The 20,721-nt window shown below is 72.8% G+C and carries 17 protein-coding genes; 6 read left to right on the plus strand and 11 right to left on the minus strand.

All coding sequences use genetic code 11. The features are described from left to right. The first annotated feature begins 85 nt into the window (after window positions 1–85). Window positions 86–346 carry a hypothetical protein gene (locus AB0D34_RS23775; protein ID WP_362664473.1) on the plus strand — a complete coding sequence of 87 codons (261 nt, stop codon included), beginning with the start codon at window positions 86–88 and terminating at the stop codon, window positions 344–346. On the opposite strand, the gene AB0D34_RS23780 is transcribed toward AB0D34_RS23775, so the two are convergent. Both AB0D34_RS23780 and AB0D34_RS23785 read right to left on the minus strand, forming a co-directional pair. Next, window positions 331–963, minus strand: a complete 633-nt coding sequence (locus tag AB0D34_RS23780; protein ID WP_362664475.1) for a haloacid dehalogenase-like hydrolase — start codon at window positions 961–963, stop codon at window positions 331–333. The two genes, AB0D34_RS23775 and AB0D34_RS23780, sit on opposite strands and share 16 nt — an antisense overlap. Window positions 964–1,015: 52 nt before the next feature. After that, a complete protein-coding gene (locus AB0D34_RS23785; protein WP_362664477.1) occupies window positions 1,016–2,050 on the minus strand; it encodes a hypothetical protein in 1,035 nt (344 codons plus the stop codon). 146 nt (window positions 2,051–2,196) lie between these two features. Here AB0D34_RS23785 and AB0D34_RS23790 point away from each other — a divergent pair, with 146 nt between their 5' ends. Beyond that, window positions 2,197–4,719: a helicase C-terminal domain-containing protein gene (locus tag AB0D34_RS23790; protein WP_362664479.1), complete on the plus strand. Its 2,523-nt coding sequence runs from the start codon at window positions 2,197–2,199 to the stop codon at window positions 4,717–4,719. Window positions 4,720–4,738: 19 nt separating this feature from the next. On the opposite strand, the gene AB0D34_RS23795 is transcribed toward AB0D34_RS23790, so the two are convergent. The 6 genes from AB0D34_RS23795 to fxsA all read right to left on the minus strand — a co-directional run bounded on the left by AB0D34_RS23795 (window position 4,739) and on the right by fxsA (window position 13,332). Further along, on the minus strand, window positions 4,739–5,275 hold the full coding sequence (locus tag AB0D34_RS23795; RefSeq protein ID WP_362664481.1) for a hypothetical protein: 537 nt from the start codon (window positions 5,273–5,275) through the stop codon (window positions 4,739–4,741). 50 nt (window positions 5,276–5,325) lie between these two features. Continuing rightward, window positions 5,326–6,363, minus strand: a complete 1,038-nt coding sequence (locus tag AB0D34_RS23800) for an HEXXH motif-containing putative peptide modification protein (RefSeq protein WP_362664483.1) — start codon at window positions 6,361–6,363, stop codon at window positions 5,326–5,328. Window positions 6,364–6,398: 35 nt separating this feature from the next. Further along, on the minus strand, window positions 6,399–7,607 hold the full coding sequence (locus AB0D34_RS23805; protein ID WP_362664485.1) for an FxsB family cyclophane-forming radical SAM/SPASM peptide maturase: 1,209 nt from the start codon (window positions 7,605–7,607) through the stop codon (window positions 6,399–6,401). A gap of 144 nt (window positions 7,608–7,751) precedes the next feature. Then, window positions 7,752–11,726, minus strand: a complete 3,975-nt coding sequence (gene fxsT / locus AB0D34_RS23810; RefSeq protein ID WP_362664487.1) for an FxSxx-COOH system tetratricopeptide repeat protein — start codon at window positions 11,724–11,726, stop codon at window positions 7,752–7,754. After that, window positions 11,716–12,993, minus strand: a complete 1,278-nt coding sequence (fsxC, locus tag AB0D34_RS23815; RefSeq protein WP_362664489.1) for an FxsC protein — start codon at window positions 12,991–12,993, stop codon at window positions 11,716–11,718. Before fsxC ends, fxsT begins: the two co-directional genes overlap by 11 nt. 156 nt (window positions 12,994–13,149) lie before the next feature. Beyond that, window positions 13,150–13,332 (minus strand): FxSxx-COOH cyclophane-containing RiPP peptide, encoded by a 183-nt coding sequence (gene fxsA / locus AB0D34_RS23820; RefSeq protein WP_362664491.1) that lies wholly within the window; start codon window positions 13,330–13,332, stop codon window positions 13,150–13,152. A gap of 146 nt (window positions 13,333–13,478) precedes the next feature. Between fxsA and AB0D34_RS23825 the strand changes: the two genes are divergently transcribed. Next, entirely contained in the window at window positions 13,479–15,122 is a 1,644-nt protein-coding gene (locus AB0D34_RS23825; RefSeq protein WP_362664493.1) for a DNA repair helicase XPB, read from the plus strand. A 13-nt stretch (window positions 15,123–15,135) separates the two neighbouring features. Here AB0D34_RS23825 and AB0D34_RS23830 read toward each other — a convergent pair whose 3' ends face one another. After that, entirely contained in the window at window positions 15,136–15,318 is a 183-nt protein-coding gene (locus AB0D34_RS23830) for a hypothetical protein (RefSeq protein ID WP_362664495.1), read from the minus strand. 370 nt (window positions 15,319–15,688) lie between these two features. On the opposite strand from AB0D34_RS23830, the gene AB0D34_RS23835 reads away from it, so the two are divergent. Together AB0D34_RS23835 and AB0D34_RS23840 are read left to right on the plus strand one after the other, a co-directional pair. Continuing rightward, the gene (locus AB0D34_RS23835) at window positions 15,689–17,659 is read left to right on the plus strand and encodes a UvrD-helicase domain-containing protein (protein ID WP_362664829.1); all 1,971 of its coding nucleotides are present in this window, start codon (window positions 15,689–15,691) and stop codon (window positions 17,657–17,659) included. A 246-nt stretch (window positions 17,660–17,905) separates the two neighbouring features. Then, window positions 17,906–18,460 carry a hypothetical protein gene (locus AB0D34_RS23840; protein WP_362664497.1) on the plus strand — a complete coding sequence of 185 codons (555 nt, stop codon included), beginning with the start codon at window positions 17,906–17,908 and terminating at the stop codon, window positions 18,458–18,460. Between the two features lie 108 nt (window positions 18,461–18,568). Here AB0D34_RS23840 and AB0D34_RS23845 read toward each other — a convergent pair whose 3' ends face one another. Both AB0D34_RS23845 and AB0D34_RS23850 read right to left on the minus strand, forming a co-directional pair. Continuing rightward, window positions 18,569–19,261, minus strand: a complete 693-nt coding sequence (locus AB0D34_RS23845; protein ID WP_362664499.1) for a copper homeostasis protein CutC — start codon at window positions 19,259–19,261, stop codon at window positions 18,569–18,571. Between the two features lie 89 nt (window positions 19,262–19,350). Beyond that, window positions 19,351–20,016 (minus strand): maleylpyruvate isomerase family mycothiol-dependent enzyme, encoded by a 666-nt coding sequence (locus AB0D34_RS23850; RefSeq protein ID WP_362664501.1) that lies wholly within the window; start codon window positions 20,014–20,016, stop codon window positions 19,351–19,353. Between the two features lie 42 nt (window positions 20,017–20,058). Between AB0D34_RS23850 and AB0D34_RS23855 the strand changes: the two genes are divergently transcribed. Beyond that, on the plus strand, window positions 20,059–20,706 hold the full coding sequence (locus AB0D34_RS23855) for a hypothetical protein (protein WP_362664503.1): 648 nt from the start codon (window positions 20,059–20,061) through the stop codon (window positions 20,704–20,706). Window positions 20,707–20,721: the final 15 nt, after the last annotated feature.

Consider the following 20,721-nt stretch of genomic DNA (forward strand, 5'->3'; position numbering starts at 1 on the left):
CCGCCGGTACCAAGGCTAATGGTCATACCCCCGGTGACAAGACGTCGCCCGGTTGTTCCTTCGGGCAGGGAACTACCCTGGTCCGGTGCGTGACAAAACCCAAACGAATTCCGCCGCTCCCGGTGACCGACTGATCCGTGCCGGAGCCATCGTGTTCTTCGTCGGTGCGGTGGCCACTCTGGTCACCGTGGCCCCGTTCCTGCTCGGAACGACGCCATTTCCGACGTACATGTTCGGATTGAGCATGCTCATGGCCGTCGGGTTCGTGGTGGCCGGTGCGGGGGTCTTTCAATCAGTCGCGGCGGGAAGGCGTCAGGCGCGGGCCGGTCATCAGCGGCCGTCGTAGTCCGAAAACCACTCCCCGAACTCCGTCAGGTCGGTGAGCACCACGTCCGCGCCGGCCTCGGTCAGTTCCGCCGCACTGCACGGCCCGGTGGCCACCGCGACGGACAGGGCGTCCGCCCTGCGCGCGCCCCGGACGTCGCCGACGTGGTCGCCGACGTACACGCGCGCGCCGTGCTCGCGCAGCGCGTCGCCCTTCTGCTCGGCCCACAGGTTGCCTATCACCGCGTCGGGTTCCATGCCGAGGTGCTTCATGTGGAGCTTGGCGTTGGGCTCCCACTTGGCGGTGACGACGATGGCCCGTCCGCCGGCCGCCTGTACGGCCTCGATCGCCTCGCGGGCGCCGGGCATCGCGAGGGTGCCGGTGATGGCGTACGTCGGGTAGAGCTCGCGGTAGAGGTCCGACATGGCCGGAATCCGGTCCGCCGGGAACCAGTACGCCATCTCCTCCTCCAGCGGCGGCCCGAGCCTGGTGACCACCTGGTCGGCGTCGACGTACGTCCCGGTCCGCGCGCCCAGCTCCACCCAGCAGGCGTGGATGCCGGGCCGGGAGTCGATGAGCGTCATGTCGAGGTCGAAGCCGACAGTGGGGGGCTGCGGGGGGATGCTTGCAGAGGCCATATAGGCCATTGTGCCCGGGCCGTGCGGCACACAGACAACGGATTTCCGCGGCCTACCGGCGCCGTTGCGAACGCCACACGAGGAACAGGGCCGATGCCACCGCCGCGCCCCGGACCACCCACGGCCAGGTCTCGGCGATCGCGTCGTTCATGTGGCCCTCGGCGATGGGCTCGCCCCACCGGCCCTCGTTGCGGCCCCACAGCCAGACGAGGCCCGCGGTGAGGGAGAGGGCGGGGAGGAAGACGACGGCCCACTTCGTCTCCGCGTCGGTGAGACGGCGGGAGGCCCAGGCGATGAGCCAGCCGACGACGAGGACGAGCAGGTTGCCGAGCACGGCGCCGGCGATGAGGAGGGCTGCGGCGAGCAGGAGGAGCGGGTTGCTCCACCCTCCGGTGCCGAGTCCTCCGGCCCGGGCGAAGGGGCGGCGGCGGACCGGGGCGGCGGCGGCCTCGACGACCGGTTCCGCAGCGACCTGTCTGGGCCGCCACCAGGCCGTACGGCGCTGCGTGACCGGTGCTTCGGCGGCCTTCTCGACGACCGGCGCCGGCTTCTCCGCCTCCGTCTCCTTCGGCGGCGGAGGCTTCAGCAGTTCCGGGATCTCCACTCCGCCGACGAAGCCGGGCACGCTGTCGCCGACGCCGAAGGGACTGCTGTCCACCCGCCACCAGTCGGGCTGCGAGGCGGTGTCCCCGAGTTCGTCCAGGCCGGCAAGGTGGGGTCCGGAGGGGGCGGAGTCGGCGGGACGCGGCTGCGGGACCGACTTGCGCAGCCCCTTCCGCCGCTGTTCGCCGTCGTCCTGCGACTCCCGGTCCCGCTGTACGGGCATGGAGACGACCGGCGCCTGCGGGGCGCTGCCCGCCGTGCCTCCCGCGGCGGTGACCACCTCGTCGGGGCTGCCGAGCCTGGCGATGATCCGGCGGACGGCGGCGGGCGAGTCCACCGGGGCCTTGGCACGCCGCCGGTCGATCTCGCCCCGCAGCTCCGAGACGAGCCGCATCCGGGTGGACGACGGCAACTGCCGCTGCTGCGCGACGTCGCCGACGCGGCTCAGATACTCGTAGACGACCTGGTCGCTCTCGATACCCACGAAGTCCCCTCCGGGGCGGGTGCGTTGGATACCCCGTGGGACGACGTTAGCGCAGGCAGCCGCCGAGCGGACGGGCCCGGGCACCGGTTCGGCTCACACCCCGGCGACACCCCTGCCCCGCCCCGCCACCCGCTACCGTTGGTCGGATGAGCAACCCGGCCGTACCGCCGCGCTCCCTCGCGGAAGCGCTCCGGGCCAGGGACGACGTCTCCCTGGCCGCGCTTCTGCGTGCCCGCCCCGACCTCATCACCCCCGTGCCGACCGACCTGACGCAGCTCGCGACCCGGGCCGGGACGCGGGCGTCGGTGGTGCGGGCGCTGGAGCGGCTGGACCGTTTCGCGCTGCAGACGGCGGAGGCGCTGGCCGTGGCGGCGGACCCGGCGCCGTACGACGAACTCCTTGCGCTGCTGACCGGTGACGCGGGCGACCCGGCGGTCACGGCGGCGCTCCCCCGTTCCCTCGGGGTGCTGCGGGAGCAGGCCCTGGTGTGGGGCGACGACGAGCGGCTGCGGCTGGTCCGCACGGTCCGTGAGCTGCTCGCGCCCTCGCCGCAGCATCCGTCGCCGACGGGGCTCGGGCCGACCGTGCAGGAGGCCACGGCGGGGATGTCGCCGGGCCGGATCCAGGACATCGTGACGGAGGCGGGGCTCGGTTCGACCCACGACGCGGTGTCGGCGGTGGCGTCGCTGACGGCCCTGTTCACGGACCGGGAGCGGATGTCGGCGCTGCTCGCCGGGCTCCCGGAGGAGTCGCGGGAGGTGCTCTCGCGGCTGGTGTGGGGGCCGCCGTACGGCCAGGTCACCTCCGATCCGGCGGCCCATCTGCGGCGGCTCCTTGACCTGGGGCTGCTGGTGCCGACGGCGCCCGGGACGGTCGTACTGCCGCGGGAGGTGGCCCTGCATCTGCGGGGCGGCCGTGCGCACCGTCAGGTGGAGCCGGTGCCGCCGGCGGTGGAGCCGGCCGCGACGCACCGTCCACAGGTTGTGGACGCGACGGCGGCCGGGCAGGCGTACACCGCGCTCGCGACCGTCGAGGAGCTGCTGAAGGACTGGGACGAGGGCGGGCCCGCGGTGCTGCGGGCGGGCGGGCTGAGCGTCCGCGACCTCAAGCGGACGGCGGTCGCCCTGGACGTGGCGGAGCCGGTGGCCGCGTTCTGGGTGGAGCTGGCGTACGCGGCGGGCCTGCTGGCCTCCGACGGCGAGGCCGACGAGCGGTACGCGGCGACCCCGGCCCACGACGAGTGGCTGGAGCAGCCCCCGGCACAGCGCTGGGCCCGGCTCGCGGAGGCGTGGCTGACGGCGACACGGGTGTCCGGGCTGGTCGGCGGCCGCGACGCGAAGGACCGCACGCTGTCGACGCTGGGCCCGGGTCTGGACCGCAGCGCCGCGCCGGAGGTACGGCACCGGGTGCTGACGCTGCTGGCGGGGCTGCCGGAGGGGGCGTCGCCGTCGGCCGAGTCGGTGCTGGCCCGGCTGCGCTGGGAGCGCCCGCAACGCCGCGAGGAGGATCTGCGGTCCCGTCTCGCCGAGTGGACCCTGAAGGAAGCCGAACTGCTGGGGGTGACGGGGCGGGGTGCGCTGTCGGCGCACGGGCGGGCGTTGCTGGGCGCGGCCGCGCCGAAGACGCCGGGCAAGGAGCCGGAAGGGCCCGGGGACAAACTCCCCGTGCACCATCGGCCCACCGTCACCGCGCCTGTCCCGGAACCCCTCTCCCCCGCCGAACAGGCAACCGCCTCCGCCGCGGCCGCCCGGCTCCTCGCCCCCCTCCTGCCCGAGCCCCTCGACCACGTCCTGCTCCAGGCCGACCTGACCGCGGTGGCCCCCGGCCCGCTGGAGCGGCCGCTCGCCGAGGTGCTGGGCGTGCTCGCGGACGTGGAGTCGAAGGGCGGGGCGACGGTGTACCGCTTCACCCCGGGGTCGGTACGCCGTGCCCTGGACGCCGGGCAGTCGGCCTCCGACCTGCACGCCTTCCTCGCCGCGCACTCACGGACGCCGGTCCCGCAGCCGCTGACGTATCTGATCGACGACGTGGCCCGCAGGCACGGTCACCTCAGGGTGGGCGCGGCCTCGGCGTACGTCCGCTGCGACGACGACGCCCTGCTCAACGAGATCCTCGCCGACAAGCGCGCCGCGGGCCTGCGTCTGCGCCGCCTGGCCCCGACGGTGCTGGCGGCGCAGGCCGACCCGGCGTCGCTGCTGGACGGCCTGCGCGCGATGGGCTTCGCGCCGGCCGCCGAGTCCGCCGAGGGCGACGTCCTGATCACCCGCGCCCACGCCCACCGCACCCCGCCGCGCACGGCCCCCGAGCCCGTCCCCGACGGCCCCCCGATCCCCGACGCGACCCTCCTGTCGGCCGCGATCCGGGCGATCCGCGCCGGTGACCTGGCCTCGACAACCCCACGCCGACAGGGCGACCGGGCCCTGCCCGCCACCGGTGAACTCCCCCGCACCAGCTCCGCCGAGACCCTCGCCACCATGCAGGCCGCCGTCCTCACCGGCGAGGCCCTGTGGATCGGCTACGTCAACGCCGAGGGCGCCGCCAGCCAGCGCGTCATCGCCCCCATCCGCGTCGAGGGCGGCTTCGTGACGGCGTACGACCACACTGCGGACGAGGTGCGGACGTATCCGTTGCACCGGGTGACCGGAGTGGCCGAGCTCGCGGAGGACTGACCGCGGGCTCCGGTGCCGCTCAGCAGTCCTGGACCACCGGCGCCGACGCCGTCAGGCCGAAGTGGGTGCGGGCCTCGCTGGCCAGAGTGCCGGAGTTCGCTGCGGTGACGGGCCGGGAGCCGAAGGTGTGGCGGGTCCATTCCGCGTAGCCGGCCCCGTCCGGCGGCTCCTCGCGGGCCACGACGAGGAAGCCGCCGTCCGGCTCCCGCCGCAGCCGCACCACCTGCGGGACGTGTGAGCCGCCGCACTCCACGAGGGTGCCGTCGCGGGAGCCGTACTCCAGGCAGTACGCGTCGATTCCGGCCCGGACACGGCCCGCGTGCTCCTCCAGTTCCAGGGGCTCGGCCCGGCAGAACCAGCGGGCGCGGAGGGCCGGTGTGTCCTGCCCGGGTCCTTCGCCCGCGGAGTCCGCGGCGAGCCGGGCCTCGATGACGGGCCGTATCTCCGTCCAGAGCGGGGCGTCCACATCCGTCGACCCCCGCACCCACGCCCCGGTCACCACCAGCACCACGACCGCGCCCCCACCGACCACCCATCTGCCCGCGGACATCGCCATGCGCTTCCCCTCCCACCCCGTTCCCGCCTGTTCAGACAGGCGCGGGCCGCTCATGGTTGCCCGGTGTCGCCCTCCGACCTGGTCAGGACCCGGCGCATCACCTCGGTGAAGCGGCGTCCGGCCGGAAGGAGCTCCCCGCTGCCGAGCAGGGTGTCGACGGCGCCGCGGGTGTAGCCGTGCCAGGTGGCGTGTTCGCGTGCGGCCCGGGGGTCGGGCGGGTCGGTGTCGCGTTCGGTGTGCCAGAAGTCGCACACGCCCAGGTGGGCATAGGTCCCCTGGAGGAGCGCGTCCAGCGGGCGGGGGTCGGGGCGCCAGGGCGCGTGATAGCGGGCCGCCGACACCGGGCCGTGCAGGGGGACGAGGTCGAGCAGGGCGCCGAGCTGGATGTGCAGGAACTCGTGGACCAGGGTGAGGGCGAGGAGCACCGGGTCGGCGGGCGGGGAGAGGGCGACCGCGCCGAAGGCCCGGCGGGCCGCGGAGCTCACCGAGGTGCCGCCGGGCGCGGGGCGCAGCGGCACCAGGGTGGACAGTCCGGCGGCGACGGCCTCGGCGTGCCAGGGATGGCGGCGGACCAGGACCTGCCAGGCGCCGTCCAGCAGCCGCTGCCAGTGCCGTACCTCGTCGTCGGTCTGCGGGTCGGCCGGCCGGTGTCCGTGCACGGTGCGGAAGGGGCCTCGGTCGGCCAGCCGCAGCCTGAGGACGAGGCCGTCGCACTCGGTGGCCAGCAGGTGCGGCCCGGACAGCGCGGCCGGTCCGCCGTGCACCAGCTCGCCGAACCAGTCGAGGTCGGGGCGGGCGCCGTGGGCGTGTTCGGCGAGCGCGCGGGCCAGGCCCTCGTCGAGGTAGGGGTGGAGCATCGTCGCCCGCCAGCCCTCGGGGGCGTCCCGGCGCATCCGGTCCAGCCGCCGGCAGGCCTCGTCGAAACCGGCGTCGGCGGGCAGCGAGCGGCGTACGGCGACCGTCAGCAGCAGGCGTTTGCTGAGCTGGCCGCGGAGCAGCTCGGCCACGGCCGGTGCGCCGCCCCGGGCGCGGGCGAGGGCGTCGAACGTGGCCGGGGCGACGACGTGCGCGGTGGGCGGGGCGGGCACGGGGAGCCGGCTCCGCACGGGCCGGGGCGCCGCCGTCATCTCGGTACCGGCTCTGCCGTGGCCCGCAGCCGCGTGACGTCCCGGCGCAGGCGGTCGGCGATGTGGTCGACGAGGACGGCGAGGTCGGCGCAGTAGACGGACGGCACGGCGAAGGGGGTCGGCGTGGCCCCGGGGTGGTAGCGGTGGGCGTACAGGCCGCCTCCGCAGACCGCCGAGCGGGGGCAGGCCGCGCAGACCGGGGCGAGTCCGGCCCGCCCGCGCTGGCGGACCCGGAAGGCCTCCTGGCGGGCGGCGTCGGCGAAGGTGTGCCGGAAGACGTCCAGTCCGGTGGCGGGTGCCCCGGGGTAGGTCACCTTGAGCGAGTCGGCCTGCTCGATGGTGCCGTCGGTCTCGACGACCACGAGGTCGACCGGGGTCAGTCCGACCACCTCGCTGCGGGCGGTGCCGCCGAGCAGCAGCACCAGGATCTCCTCGAAGAGCCGGATCCCGGTCTCCCGGCGCGGTGCGTCGTACCAGCGGTCGAACACCGCGCACAGCCATCGCGCGTACGGCACCGGTTCCGCGGGCGTGGGCCCGGGTGCCGTGGCGGGCGGGGTGGCGCGGGTGGCGAGGCCGGGCGGTGGGGTGTGCCAAGTGCCGTGCGGGAGGAGGAGGTTGAGCAGGGGCGGCGAGAAGTCCAGCAGGGCCTCGTAGGTCTCCACGGGGTCGGCGGCCAGGTCGATGGTGCAGAGCAGGCCGGCGTACAGGTCGCGGTACGGGCCGTCGGTGAGCAGCCGCAGCGCCCGCGCGACGTCGGCGTGGCTGCCGCGTCCGTTCGGGCGCCGGCGGTGCCGGTCGTGGGTGGCGGGGGCGCCGTCGAGGCTGACGCCGACCCGTACCCCGTGGCGGGCCAGGACGGGCAGCAGGGCGGGGTCCTCGGCGAGCCGAAGTCCGTTGGTCTGCATGCTGATCCGCAGCTCGGCCACCCCGTCGAGGGCGTCGGTGAGCGTGCGCAGTACGGCGTCCAGCCGCGCGGCTCCCACCAGCAGCGGCTCACCGCCGTGCAGGACGACGTGGACCTCTCCCAGGGCGTGCGTCCGGGCGTGCTCGGCGATGTGGGCGGCCGCGCGTCGCACGGTGCCGGGGGCCATGGCCCGGGGGCGGTCGCGCCAGCTCTGGTCCACCGACTCGTAGACGTAGCAGTAGTCGCAGGCGAGATTGCAGCGGCTGTGGATCTTCAGCAGGAACTGCCGGAAGGGAACCATGGACCAGCCTCGCGGGGACGCGCCGGAGCCGCTCCCGCCGACGGCCGGGTCGACACGGGAACGGGTGGGGCGGGTGACGGCATCCTAACAACCCGTCACCTTCGGCTCCCACGGGCTCCCGTACGGCCTTGGGGACCACCTGTCTCACGTGGTGGGCGGTTCGATGTCGGAGTCCAGGCGTACCCCGCGTGCGATCGCGAGTGTCGTCGGGTGGTCGTCGCCGAGGGTGCGGCGGGCGCGTGCCAGGGCGTCCTCGTGCAGGCTGTCCGCCTCCGCCGTGCGGTCCAGGGCGCGCAGGCTCAGGGACAGGTTGGAGCCGCTGCCGATGACGTCGTAGTGGTCGGGTCCGAGGGCGGCCAGCAGCCCCTCGCGGGCCTTGGCCTCCAGGTCGGCGGCCTCCTGGGTCCGGCCGGCCGTCGCCAGGTCGTTGGCGTGGTTGAGCATGCAGGCCTGGGTGTACGGGTGGGACTCCCCGAGGACGGTCCGCAGGTGCTCGGTGGTCCGCGCCGAGGCCGCGAGCGCCTGCTCCCCGTGGCCCAGCAGCCTCAGGTACACCGCGATGTTGTTGGCGCAGACCAGGGTGACCGGGTGCTCCTCTCCCAGGTAGTGCTTGTAGCGGCCGAGGGCCCGCTCGGCCAGCTCCAGCGCCTGCGCGGTCTCGCCGAGCGCGGCGAGGTCGCCGGCCAGGCTGCACGCGACCGCGAGCGTGTCGTAGTGGTCGGGGCCGTGGGCCTGGAGATAGCGGTTGTAGATGTCCTGGTCGATGTCACGGGCCTCGACGTAGCGGCCGTCCCGGCGCAGTGCCACGGCGAGGTTCTTGCGGGCCCGCAGGGTGTCGCTGTGCCCGTCGCCGAGCAACTGCTGGTAGAGGCGGGTGGTCGTCTCCAGGAGGCTCAGTGCCTGCTGGAGCTCCCCGGTCTCACGCAGGTCGCGGGCGTAGTTGTTGGCGAGGTTCAGGGTGCGCGGTTTCATGCTGCCCTGGTTCTGCCGCTGCCGTTCGTAGGCCGAACGGTGCAGGTCGAGGGCGGCCCGGCGGTCGCCCGCGAGGTACTCGGACATGCCCAGGTTGTTGGCGTACATCAGGGTTCGCTGGTGGTCCTCGCCGAACTCGGCGTACGCCGCCTCGTAGGTGGTGCGGTCCAGTTCGCGGGCCTCCTGGTAGCGGCCGAGGGCCCGCAGGTCGGCGCCGACGTTGCCGGCCGCGGCGAGGGTGGCCGGGTACTCGGCGCCCCTGGTGACGGTGAGCCGCCGCAGTACGTCGACATCGAGTTCGTACGCCTCGTCCAGCCGCCCCAGCGAGCGCAGCACGTTGCCGAGCTGGGTGCGCAGCAGCAGGGTGTGCGTGTCGTCGGGGCCGCCCGGGAAGTCCGGGCGCGCCCAGCGCTCCAGGGTGCGTACGGCGAGGTCGTGGGCGGTGCCGTAGAGGCTGCGCTTCCACAGGTAGCGCACCGAGTCGATGATCAGCTTGCGGACCTCGGGGTTGGGGTCGGACGCCGCGCGCGAGGGCTCCAGATGCGGGAGGAGTTCGTCGTACTCGTCCCAGTCCGCGGTGGCCTCCGGGTTGCCGGGGTTCGCGTCCGCCAGCGCGGTGTGCACGACCCCGCGCAGTTCCGCCCAGCGCGGTCCGCCGACTCCGTCCCGGATGACCGCCTGGACGAGCCGGTGCACGGTCAGGGTCTCGCTGCCCTGGTCGCTGCGGGCCAGTCCGTACCGGTTGAGGAGGCGTAACAGCTGGGCGACGGCCATCTCGTCACGGGGTTCGTCCGCGTCCATGGTCAGGGCCCGGGTGACGGCCCGGCCGTAGAGCAGCCGCATGGGGATCGGGTCGGAGCCGAAGAAGGAGCAGATCTCCAGCATCTCAGCGGCGGCCCGGTCCCGCCTGCGCAGGTCGTCCACCGCGATCTGCCAGGTCCGGGCGGCGGAGTTGGGGTATTCGCGGGGCGGCAGCTGGGTGTGGTCGAGGATGTCGGCGGGGCGGTCGCGCAGTTGGGCGAGGTAGATCTCGACGGGCATGTTGCTCTCGCCGAGCCAGGTCGCGGTCTGTCCCACCGCGAGGGGGAGGTCGCCGAGTTCGCGGGCGATCTGCTCCGCGTCCTCGGCGGAGAGCGACGGGCTGAACCTGTGCAGCAGTTCGACGCTCTCGGCCCGGGTGAAGACCTCCACCTCGGCCCGGCCCGCGCTGTTGACCCAGGCCCGGTCCCGGGAGGTGATCAGCACATGCCCACCGGGCGGCCCGGCGGGCAGGAGGCCGTCGAGTTCCACGGGGCTGCCCGCGTTGTCGTACACCAGGAGCCAGCGGTCGTACGGCTGTCCCCGCCCGAGTGCGCGCAGGACGGCCTCGGCGGTGCTGCCCACGTCCTCGCCCTCCTCCAGGTCGAGGTAGGGGGCGAGGTCGGCGAGGGCGGAGCGGATCAGGCCGGGCTGGGCGGCGTTCATCCACCAGACCACGTCGTAGGCCGACTTGTAGCGGTGGGCGTACTCCAGTGCGGCCTGGGTCTTGCCCATGCCGCCGAGGCCGTAGAGAACCTGGCTGGGCACGGCGGCGGTGGGTCCTGCGGTGAAGTGGTCACGCAGGCGTTCCAGCAGCGGGCCGCGACCGGTGAAGGTGAGGTTGCGGGACGGCAGGCGCTGGGCCGCCGGGATCGAGCCGGGGAAGCCGGGCAGGGCCGTGGCGCCGACCGAGGCGGAGCCGTCCGGAAGGCGACGGCCCGGGGGCGGCCCGAGGACGGCCAGCAGCTGGTCGACGGCCTCGGCCGGGCCGCATCTGCTGAGGTCGGCGACGGCACTGTCGAGGTAGGGGCCCACGGCCGCCGCGTCGAGGTCCTGGAGGCGGACGGCGAGCAGGCCGGGGCCGCCGAGCGTCTCGTGTCCGGCCAGCTGGAGGCGGATCGTGGCGGCCCGTGACTGGGCCGCGTACTCCGGCGACAGCAGGGCCAGCACCCGGCCCTGGCCGTTCAGGGTGCCGGCCACCTCGGGCAGGACGGCACTGTCCGGTGCGACCGTGCTGTGCAGCGACACCTGGTAGCCGACCGACTCCAGGGCCTCCGCCGCCCACTCCGCCCAGACGCGGCCCAGCGGCGCGTAGCTGAGGTAGACCTGGGTGGGCAGGGCGCGGGGCGCCCGCAGATAGGCGGCGCGCAGTTCGGCCCGGCGGTCTCCGGGCAGCGGGGCGAGTCTGCGGACCCGGCCCTCCGAGACCCACTCGGTGAGCCGCTCGAACGCGGTGAGCAGCGAACGCTCCTGGTGGGGCCGGTCGGCGACGGTGGCGGGGATCTCCTCGTAGGCGTAGAACGCCTTGTACGGGATCTCTATCTCACCCCAGTAGCGAGTGTGCTCGCCTTCCGAGAGCCAGGCCAGATAGGGCTCGAACTCGGCGCGGGAGAAGTCCCGTCCGGCCTCCAGCCGTTCGGTCTCGGCCTCCTCGACCCGCATGGGGACCGGCAGCACCTTGATGGGGCGGGGTGCGGAGCGCTGCACGGCGGCCGCCGCGTCGACACCGCCGCGGATGCTCTGGACGCTCATCGTGAAGCAGTCGACGAGGACGTCGGGCAGCACGATGGTGCAGATCCCGGAGGTGTCGCTCACGCCCGTCCGGCTGTCGATCAGCACGTAGTCGTAGTTCGCGATCATCTCCTCCCGCAGCGCCTGGAGGAAGTGCCCGCCGCCGTGCCGGTCGTAGAAGCTGTGCCAGTTGAAGCTGGTGACGGCGGCCGAGTAGGCGGCCGACTGGCGTCCGGCGGGCAGGAAGTCCAGCCGTCCTCCGGAGGGGAGTTCCAGCAGCAGCCCGACGGTGTACGGCGTCAGGTCCGCGGCGGCCCGCAGCCAGTCGTCGTCGGCGAACCCGGTGGCGGTCGGCGGCTCGGGGCTCAGCACGGTGCGCACATAGGACTGCACCATGTTGATCAGGCCGTCGGACGAGCGCAGTTCGGGGTCGACCAGCAGGGGGTGCAGATAGCGGTGCAGGCCGGGGGCCTCCAGGTCCCAGTCGACCAGCAGCACCCGGTGCCCGTTGCTGGCGAGGATCCACCCGACGTTCGCGAGCGCCATGGTGCGTCCGGTGCCGCCCTTGTACGAGTAGAACGTGACGATCTTGCCCGGTCCGGTGGGGCTACTGGTCATCGTCTGGGTCCTTCGGGGCGGGGAAGTCAGGGGGGTCGGGCGGGTTCGGGATGGTGAGCCCGCTCATCGGAGGCGGTGGCGGGCCCTCGGGCAGCCGGTAAGGGGTGGTGCTCTCCATCTCCATCAGCCGGTTCTGCGCCACCGCCAGCATCACGGCGAGCCGGTCGTCGAACTCGTCCGCGCCGACCCGCACCCGGAACAGGGGGTCGTGCGGGTCGTTCTGCCGACGCCAGTTGCGCCAGAACACCCGGCTCAGGTCCTGCCAGACGATGTCGTCGCCGGACTCCTCGTCGGACTCGTGGCACGGCACCAGGACACCGGTGGCGGGGCGGTTCTGGCCGTCGTAGTCCGCGAGCGGCTCGCGGTAGCCAGGCGTGCGCACCGACCACGGGTCGACGAGCAGGATGCTGGTCTGGTTGTTCACCATCGTCTCGTCGAGCCGGGTGCTCAGTTCGGCGTCGACGAGCTCGATGTTGCTGGTGTAGCCCTCCTCCACGATCACCTTCTGCGCCCGGTGGGCGACCGTGGGGTGCTTGGGCGGGTGGTAGGGCGTCCACTCCCGGGGCGAGCGCCCGTAGTACTCGGACCGCCGGCGCCCTTCCGGCAGCGGGTCGACGACCCCGGCGGCCATGAAGACCTGGACATGTCCGGCGCCGGGTGCCGCGGCCCGCTGGTGCTCGGCCACCGGGAACAGTCCGTGCACCTCGCCGAGGTCCAGGCCCGGCGTGAACGGCAGCCGGAACCGGTCCGCGGCCATCCGCACCCGGGCGGCGACCCGCTCGACGATCCCGCGGTAGGCACGGCCGGTCGGATCGGTGCGCAGGATCTGCATCAGCCCGTGGGTGACGTACTCCTGGCCCATGCCCGCCTCGTGGTACTGGAAGCGGGCGATCTCCTCCGGCAGTTCCCCCTCCATCGGCGCCCACAGGACCGGCACCAGCGCGGGGACGTCCATCTCGGTCTCCCGGCGGTACTCGTGCAGCCTGGCCCGGAAGGCCGTCCACTCCTTGCCGCAGTACAGGCTGTTCAGATACGCCGGGGAGTACAGCGCGACGAAGGCACGGCAGTGCCCGACCGCCTCCCCCAGCACCCGGGCCCAGTCATCGCCCAGGCCGAGCCGCTCGACGTCCCGGAAGGGCGGCTGCGCGGCCGGGTCGGCGCCGATCCGGCGGAGCTCCAGCACGAGGTCGTCGTAGAACCGCTTGACGAACTCGTCGGGATTGTCCTTGCGCGCGTAGCTGAGGAAGAAGTACGGCTCCTGAACCAAGGTGTCCCCCGATACCTCCCTGGCCGGCCCGCCGGCATGCCACCTGTACGTCGGAGCACGTCCGGGTCATACCCAGCGCGACGACGCCTCAAGCTGTCGTCTTCGGACATCCGTCCGAGGGCGAAAGGGGAGGGAGGAGGGGGGACGGGACGCCCGTCAGATCGAGGAGTCGAAGGCGGCGTACGGCACCCCGACCGGGTTGACCGCCTCGTCGACCATGCGGCGCAGCACCGCGCCCAGCACCGTGTCGGGCAGCTCTTCGAGCATCTCGTCCAGCGCTTCCATACTGAGGTCCGCGACATCAAGCAGACATGAGTCGACCCCGGCGCTAGCGTCCATCGGCATCCTTCGCACCTACGCGTGCTGTCAGGAGGCACGCGAAACATGTCACACCCTATCGGGATCGCGCCGCCTGATTCCAGGCGCCGCACGGCCCGCAGGATGGGGCACACTGGAGGTTTGGCCCGTGCGGAAGGATGCACTACGTGAACGGTCCTCTCATCGTCCAGTCCGACAAGACCCTGCTCCTGGAAGTCGACCACGAGCAGGCCGACGAGTGTCGTAGGGCCATCGCGCCGTTCGCCGAGCTGGAGCGGGCGCCGGAGCACATCCACACCTACCGGGTGACCCCGCTGGGGCTGTGGAACGCGCGCGCGGCCGGGCACGACGCCGAGCAGGTGGTGGACGCGCTGGTGCAGTACAGCCGCTACCCCGTGCCGCACGCGCTGCTCGTCGACGTCGCCGAGACGATGGACCGCTACGGGCGGCTCACGCTCAGCAAGCACCCCGCCCACGGTCTCGTGCTCACCACCACCGACCGGCCGGTGCTGGAGGAGATCCTGCGCTCGAAGCGGATCACCCCGCTGGTGGGGGCGCGTCTCGATCCGGACACCGTGGTCGTGCACCCCTCCGAGCGCGGGCAGATCAAGCAGACGCTGCTGAAGCTGGGCTGGCCCGCCGAGGACCTCGCCGGGTACGTGGACGGTGAGGCGCACCCGATCGAGCTGGCCGAGGACGGCTGGGCGCTCAGGCCCTACCAGAAGCAGGCCGTGGAGAACTTCTGGCACGGCGGCAGCGGGGTCGTGGTCCTGCCCTGCGGGGCCGGGAAGACCCTCGTCGGGGCCGGGTCCATGGCGCAGGCCAAGTCGACCACGCTGATCCTCGTCACCAACACCGTCTCGGCCCGGCAGTGGAAGCACGAGCTGGTGAAGCGGACTTCCCTGACCGAGGAGGAGATCGGCGAGTACAGCGGGACGCGCAAGGAGATCCGGCCCGTCACCATCGCCACCTACCAGGTGCTCACCACCCGGCGGAAGGGCGTCTACCCGCACCTGGAGCTCTTCGACTCCCGGGACTGGGGGCTCATCGTCTACGACGAGGTGCACCTGCTGCCCGCGCCCGTCTTCAAGTTCACCGCCGACCTCCAGGCCCGGCGCAGACTCGGGCTGACCGCGACCCTCGTGCGGGAGGACGGCCGGGAGTCGGACGTCTTCTCGCTCATCGGGCCCAAGCGGTTCGACGCGCCGTGGAAGGAGATCGAGGCGCAGGGCTACATCGCACCCGCCGACTGCGTCGAGGTGAGGGTGAACCTCACCGACTCCGAGCGGCTCGCCTACGCCACCGCCGAGCAGGAGGAGAAGTACCGCTTCTGTGCCACGACCGCGACCAAGCGGAAGGTCACGGAGGCGCTCGTCAAGCGGTTCGCGGGGCAGCAGATCCTGGTGATCGGCCAGTACATCGACCAGCTCGACGAACTCGGCGAGCATCTGAACGCCCCCGTCATCAAGGGCGAGACCTCCAACGCCCAGCGCGAGAAGCTCTTCGACGCCTTCCGGGAGGGCGAGATCAGCGTGCTGGTGGTGTCGAAGGTCGCGAACTTCTCCATCGACCTGCCGGAGGCGACGGTCGCCATCCAGGTCTCGGGCACCTTCGGTTCCCGCCAGGAGGAGGCCCAGCGGCTCGGCCGGGTGTTGCGCCCGAAGGCGGACGGCCACCAGGCCCACTTCTACTCGGTGGTGGCGAGGGACACGATCGACCAGGACTTCGCCGCGCACCGCCAGCGGTTCCTGGCGGAACAGGGGTACGCCTACCGGATCGTGGACGCGGACGAACTGCTGGCGGACGGCTGACCCGGAACTCCGGTCAGCGGCGGCGGACGCCCGCCTCCTCGCCGTACTCACCGAGTATGACGACGTCGAAGGCGGCGCCGGCGAAGACGCGGACCGCGCGGAGGGCGTTGCCCAGGCGGTGGGTGCTGTGGGTACCGGAGAGGGGGGTCGCCCCGGACGGGCGACCGGGGGCCGGAGTGAAGGTCGCTGCGCTCATGCATCCATGGTGGCTGAGCAGGCATAAAGAGGGCATCGGCCCCAGGTCCCCTTTCCCTGTGCTACCTGAGTACACCCTGTGGGTGGAGCCTCCCCCGGCGGCCTGAGGGTCGGTCCCCTAGGGGACCGAAAAACAGTTGGCGGCCTGCCGGCCGCCTCCTCTAAAATCTCCGCTCTTGCCCGCCTCCCTCCCGGAGCGCCGCCGACCGGACGGAAACCGGTCGGCACCTCGCCGCCACCCACCCGGCGGCCGCCCACCCCGCAGCACCTTCGGAGGCACCCCCTTGTCTGCCCTGCCCGCGCCCACCGACGACGACCCCCTCGCCCGCGAACGCTCCCACCTCGCCGGTTCCCGAGCCGCCCTGCGGGCCATGCGCGAGGACGTGGAGTCGCTGGACATCAAGGACGTCACCGCGAACTGGGTCAACGCCGAGGTTCTGGCCCGTCAGATCGGCGAGCGGATCAAGGCGCTGGCCGACCTCAGCGACACCCCGTTGTTCTTCGGCCGCCTCGACTACCTGCACTCCCCCGGCGCCGACCAGGCGGAAGGCGCCGAGGGCGAGCGCTTCTACATCGGGCGCCGGCACGTCCACGACCACGACGGCGACCCGATGGTGATCGACTGGCGGGCGCCGGTCTCGCAGCCGTTCTACCGGGCGTCCAAGAAGGACCCGATGGACGTCGGGCTGCGCCGCCGCTTCGGCTACACCCGCGGTGACATCACCGCCTACGAGGACGAACACCTCTCCGACCCGGCAGAGGCCGCGGCCACCAGCAAGCTGCTCCAGCAGGAGATCGAGCGCCCGCGCGTCGGCCCGATGCGCGACATCGTGGCGACCATCCAGCCCGAGCAGGACGAGATCGTACGGTCCGGTCTCGGCGGCACGGTCTGCGTGCAGGGAGGTCCCGGCACCGGAAAGACCGCCGTCGGCCTGCACCGGGTCGCGTACCTCCTCTACGCCCATCGCGAGCGGCTCGCCCGCACCGGCACCCTCGTCATCGGACCGAACCGGTCCTTCCTGCACTACATCGAGCAAGTGCTGCCCGCGCTGGGCGAGTTGACGGTGAAGCAGGCGACCGTCGACGACCTGGTGGCTGCGGGCCTGGAGGTGCGTGGCACCGATGACGCGCCCGCCGCCGTCCTCAAGGGAGACGCGAGGATGGCGGAGGTGCTGAGGCGGGCCGTCTACTCCCACGTGAGCATGCCCACCGAGCCGGTGATGGTGGTGCGCGGGTCACGCCGGTGGCGCATCCCGGCGTACGAGATCGAGGAGATCGTCAGGGAGTTGCTCGACCGGGGTATCCGTTACGGCGCCGCCCGCGAGGCCCTCCCACAGCGGATCGCGCACGCCGTGCTGGTGCAGATGGAGCGGTCCGGGGAGGCCCCTGACGACCGGGTGCAGGACGCGGTGGCCCGCAACTCCGCGGTGAAGGCGGCGGTCAAGCAGATCTGGCCGCCCGTCGACCCGGCGAAACTCGTCCTCCGCCTGCTCACGGACGCGGACTTCCTCGCCGTACACGCGGAAGGGATCCTCGACGAGGACGAGCAGAAGACGATCCTGTGGGCGAAGCCGGTGCGGTCGGTGAAGTCGGCCAAGTGGTCCGCGGCGGACGCGGTGCTGGTCGACGAGACGGCGGACATCGTGGAGCGCACGCACTCTCTCGGGCATGTGGTCCTCGACGAGGCGCAGGACCTGTCCCCCATGCAGTACCGCGCGGTGGGGCGGCGCTGCTCGACCGGTTCGGCGACCGTCCTCGGCGACCTCGCGCAGGGCACCACGCCCTGGGCGACGCGGAGTTGGGACGAGGCGCTGGCCCACCTCGGCAAGTCGGACGGGGTGATCGAGGAGCTGACGGCGGGTTTCCGCGTACCGACGGACGTCATCACGTACGCCTCCCGTCTCCTCCCGCACATCGCGCCGGGCCTCACCCCGGTCGCGTCGGTCCGTGAGAACCCGGGTTTCTTCGACCTCCGCGAGACCTCCGGCACGGCCGAAGTGGTCGCCGCGTGCGAGGAGTTGCTGCGCCACGAGGGCTCCACGGGTCTGATCGCGGCGGACGCGCGCGTGCCGGCCCTCGCGGAGGCGCTGACGGCGGCGGGGATCCCGTATCTCGCCCCGGGTGAGGAGACGACGGCCGAGGCCCGCCTCACCCTGGTCCCGGCGTCCCTCGCCAAGGGTCTGGAGTACGACTACGTCGTCCTGGACGAGCCGCGGGCCGTGGTGGACGGCGAGCCGGACGAACGCACGGGACTGCGGCGGCTGTACGTGGCACTGACCCGGGCGGTGTCCGGGCTGATCGTGACGCACTCGGCGCCGCTGCCGGCGCAGCTCGCCGAGTAGGGTGCTGATCCGTTCCGCCATGTCCCCCTGAAAGGGCCCCCGTTGAGCACGCCGCCACCCTCGCACCCCGCGTATCCGCCGTCCCCGGGCCCGTACCACCAACCTTCGGGGCCGTACCAGCAAACGCCGGCACCCGCCCCCTGGCCACAGCAGTACGGCGGCGGGGTGCCGGCCGGCTGTCAGATCTGTGGAGCGTCCCCCGCCGCCCCGGCAACGATCCGTGGCCACCAGGGAATGCTGGTGATCATGCGTTTCCTGAAGCGGGAGGGTGTGTTCTGCCGCACCTGTGCGCTGGCGAGTTTCCGGGACATGCAGGCGGACACGATGGTGCTGGGCTGGTGGGGGCCGCTGTCGGTGCTGATCACGCCCTTCACCCTGCTGACCAACCTCAGCGCGCTGTCCGGCATCCGACGCATCCCCGAGCCGGTCACCCCGGGCTTCCGGCCCCCGCTGGATCCCGGCAAACCGGTGTTCAAGCGGCCCGCCGGGATCCTCGCGCTGATCCCGGTGGGCCTGCTGGGCCTGGCGGTGTTCGCGTTCACGGCCCTCCTGGTCATCGGGCTGGTGGCCGGCCCGGGCGGGCTGGGTGGCCAGGAGAAACTGACGGTCGGCTCGTGCGTCCGCAACGACGGCACCTGGACCGACGAGGATCTCGAGACCGTGGACTGCGGGTCCTCCGACGCGCAGTTCCGCGTCAACGCGCCCGTTGACGCCACGTGTCCCTCCGGGGATTACCTCGCAGACCTGGAGTACAGCGAGAAGGGCGACACGACCCTGTGTCTGAGGCCGCTGAAGGGATAGGGGGTGCCGGGTCCTGGTGGTTGCAGGGTGCGGGCGCGTGGGGGCTGGTCGCGCCCACGCGGCGGAGCCGCAGATTGATACAGTCCCGCGCCCCTGGGGGGAGTCCACTCACCCCTCGTCCAAAGCCTGGCGCCAGTTGCGGACCGCCTCCGTCGACACCGGCATCCCCCAGCCCGCCGCTCTCGCCGCTCCCCCGATGTGGAACGCGTCGACCCCCGCCGCCCGGAGCCCCGGCACGTGGTCCAGCCTCAGCCCTCCACCCACCAGAAGTCGCTGCTCGTACCCCGGCTCCCCCGTCCTCGACGCCTCCGCGAGCAGCACGGCCAGCCCTTCGTCGACGCCCGCCGCGGATCCCGCCGTGAGGTAGGTGTCCAGCCCCGGAAGGCCGTCCAACTGCTTGCGCAGCGCGTCTCGGTCCGCCGCGTGGTCGATCGCCCGGTGGAAGGTCCAGCGGCACCCGTCCAGCACCTCCACGACCCGCTCCACGGCAGCCAGATCCACCTCGCCGGAAGCGTCCAGGAAGCCGAGGACGAACTCCTCAGCGCCGGCGGACCGCATCTCCCGGGCGACCTGGACCACCCGCGAGACGTCCCCCGCCTCGAACCCCTCCGACAACCGCAGCATCACCCGCACCGGGATGTCCACAGCCTCCCGGATCCCGGCGACCGTCGCGACCGTCGGCGTCAGACCGTCCGCCGCCATGTCGGTCACCAGTTCCAGCCGGTCCGCGCCTCCGGCCTGGGCGGCGAGGGCGTCCTCGACGTCGAGGGCGATCACCTCCAGGACTGCACGCTGCTTCATGGGACCCCATTCGTCGACGTTCCCGGGCGGCTAAAGGTCTAGTCCACTTCAAGAATACGCCGGTACACGGGCCCCTTCACCAGCGCGTCTCAGCCGAAGATGTTCAGCTCCTTCGCCTCCGCCCCGGCGAGCTCGTACGTCCGCCCCTCGACCGACCGCCCCGAGTACAGCCGTACGAGAGTCGCCGCGTCCCCGATGAACCGCGCCGGGGTGCGGTCACCGGCTGTGTCGCCCAGGCGGAGCGGTTCGTCCAGGTCGTCGAGGTCGGCGTGGAGAGGGAGGTGGCCGCGTTCCCGGGTGGTGCGGGTGAGGAGAGCGAGCGCGTCGGGGAGGCCGGCGCCTTCGTAGGCCCCCGGCTCGCCGAACACCTCCCGCACATCTCCCGCGTGCACCCACTCCCCCAGCGCGATGAGATCCAGCACCCCGCTCGTCCGGGCGATCGCCGGGCCCGCCTCCGTCATCCCGCGCTCCAGCTCGTCGACGACCTGCTGGTTGGTCCACTCCGCGCGCTCGGCGATGTCCCGGTCGTTCGCCTCGGGGGAGAACACGCCCTTCTCCAACCGACGCTCCACCACCCGGATCAGCGCGGACGAACAGTGCGCGAGCACGTCCCGCACGCTCCACCCCGGACACGCGGCGGTCGGCAGCGCGAAGTCGGCGTCCGGGCGGGAGCGCAGGAGGGGGATGAGCGCGTCGCGTTCGGTGGTCAGGAGGCGGCCGGGCAGTGCGGGGTCTCGTACGGCGTCAGCAGTCATGGGATCAACCTGCCAGGGGTGGCCCGGGGGGACAATGACGCCATGGCCGATCAGCTCGACGATCTCCGCGTCCGTTTCGCCCGCGCCCTGGAGAGCGCCCGGTCCGGGGCGGGCGGTCCCGATCCGGCGCCGTACGCCGACCGTCTCCTCGACCGCTGGCAGGAGCCGCAGCGGCACTACCACACGCTCACGCACCTCACGGCGGTGCTCGACCACGTCGACGTACTGGAGGAGTACGCGGCCGACCCGGACCTGGTGCGTCTCGCGGCCTGGTTCCACGACGCCGTCTACCTCCCCGAGCGCTCGGAGAACGAGGACCGCTCCGCCCGGCTCGCCGAACGCGCCCTCCCCGAAGCCGGGGTCCCGGACGACGGGACGGCCGAGGTCGCCCGCCTGGTCCGCCTCACCGTCACCCACGACCCCGCCGACGACGACCGCAACGGCCAGGTCCTGTGCGACGCCGACCTCGCGATCCTCGCCGCCCCGCCCTCCGCGTACGCCGCCTACACGGCCGCCGTACGCGAGGAGTACGGCTTCGTCCCGTCCGACGCCTTCCGCGAGGGCCGGTCCGCGATCCTGCGGCAACTGCTCGCCCTGCCCCGTCTGTTCAGGACGCCGTACGGAGCACGTGAATGGGAGGCGACGGCACGCTACAACCTCGCGTCGGAGCTGGAAATGCTGTCGCTCTGAGGCGCCCGGCGGCTT

This window comes from Streptomyces sp. NPDC048420, from assembly GCF_040651535.1.
Taxonomy (GTDB): domain Bacteria; phylum Actinomycetota; class Actinomycetes; order Streptomycetales; family Streptomycetaceae; genus Streptomyces.